3 protein-coding genes are annotated in these 1,344 nt (G+C 63.2%); all 3 read left to right on the forward strand.

Annotated elements, in window-relative coordinates; translation table 11 throughout:
• Positions 1–186: ATP-binding protein (locus HMPREF2756_RS05850; RefSeq protein ID WP_141747831.1), on the forward strand; the 186-nt coding region annotated here is incomplete at its 5' end.
• A 114-nt stretch (positions 187–300) separates the two neighbouring features.
• Positions 301–603: a CueP family metal-binding protein gene (locus HMPREF2756_RS05855; protein ID WP_210393530.1), complete on the forward strand. Its 303-nt coding sequence runs from the start codon at positions 301–303 to the stop codon at positions 601–603.
• A gap of 71 nt (positions 604–674) precedes the next feature.
• A partial coding sequence (locus HMPREF2756_RS05860) for a multicopper oxidase domain-containing protein (protein WP_168163747.1) occupies positions 675–1,344 on the forward strand: 670 nt, incomplete at its 3' end.

Genomic DNA, 1,344 nt, shown 5'->3' on the forward strand with positions numbered 1-1,344 from the left:
GGGGGGGGGGATGCCGTCCGCAGCCGGGACAACGGCGGGGCCGGTATCGGTCTGATCATCTCCAAGGCATTGATCGAGGCCCACAGCGGCACTCTCACCGCCACCTCCCCCGGGCCCGGTCGCGGAGCGGTGTTTACCCTCCGCCTCCCGCTGTCCCCTCCCGACAGTGAGGAGGCTGCTCGGTGACCACACCCTGCCCCGCGTGAGGGCCGTGCCCTCCACCCCTTGAAAATATACCCCATGGGGGTATATGCTGGAGAGTAGCGTCGCCGCATCCCACCGACCCGTAGGAGCTTTCCCATGATCACCTCCCCGCCCCGCCTCTTGCCGATGGCCTCCCACGACTGCTTCTACCACAGCCTCACGACCTGCCTGGGGGAACTCGACAATGAGGATATCCAGGTCACGATCACCGATGAGGCGACCGGTGAGGCGCTGGTGGACGAGGCGACAACCACCTTCGACAATGGGTTTATTGGCTTCTGGCTTCCCGATGATACCACCGGCCTGATTGAGGTCAGCTACCAGGGGCGTACCGGCACCACGGAGTTTTCCACCACCGACGACGGTGTCACCTGTGTCACAGACCTGCGCCTGACGTGATGGCTCAGCAGAGTCCTCACCTGCGCCTGTCTTCCGTATCACTGAAATCTTGCACCAAGAAAGGTTAAATCATGACGAATGCGTTTCCCCGACGACAGTTTCTGCTCGGCGGGCTCGTCCTCGCCGGCACCGGGGCCTTGGCCGCCTGCACCAGCAACCCTGGACCCGCTGCCTCGACACTAGGTCCCTCCCTTCGCCCCACTCCCACCCCCACTGCGCTCGGTGAGCCGACGGTGCGCCGGACACTGACCGCCCGGCCCCTCTCCCTGGATATCGGCGGCATCGAAGCCAAGACGTGGGGATACGTCTCTAACACCGGGGATGCGGCCATTGAGGCCACCGCCGGCGACGTCCTCCAGGTCGATATCACTAATGAACTGCCTGAGAGCACCTCCATCCACTGGCATGGCATCGCACTCCACAACGCAGCCGACGGTGTGCCCGGCATGACCCAGGACCCCATTGAACCTGGCAAGTCTTTCTCCTATGTTTTTAAAGTCCCCCACGGTGGCACCTACTTCTACCATTCCCACACCGGCCTGCAGCTTGATCGCGGCCTCCACGCCCCACTGATCATCCGTGACCCGCAAGACGCTGAGGACCAGGACGTCGAGTGGACCATCGTGCTCGACGACTGGGTCGATGGCATTCAGGGCACTCCCGACGATGAGCTCGACAAGCTCACCGGAATGGGTTCGGGCGACCATAACGGGAGGATGGGAATGGGAGATCATCACGGCA

Source organism: Rothia sp. HMSC067H10, assembly GCF_001810635.1.
GTDB classification, from domain to species: domain Bacteria; phylum Actinomycetota; class Actinomycetes; order Actinomycetales; family Micrococcaceae; genus Rothia; species Rothia dentocariosa.

Bases quoted from the DNA above. Each gene is read 5' to 3' on its own strand.
- HMPREF2756_RS05855 (WP_210393530.1), top strand. From the start codon at position 301: ATGATCACCTCCCCGCCCCGCCTCTTGCCGATGGCCTCCCACGACTGC.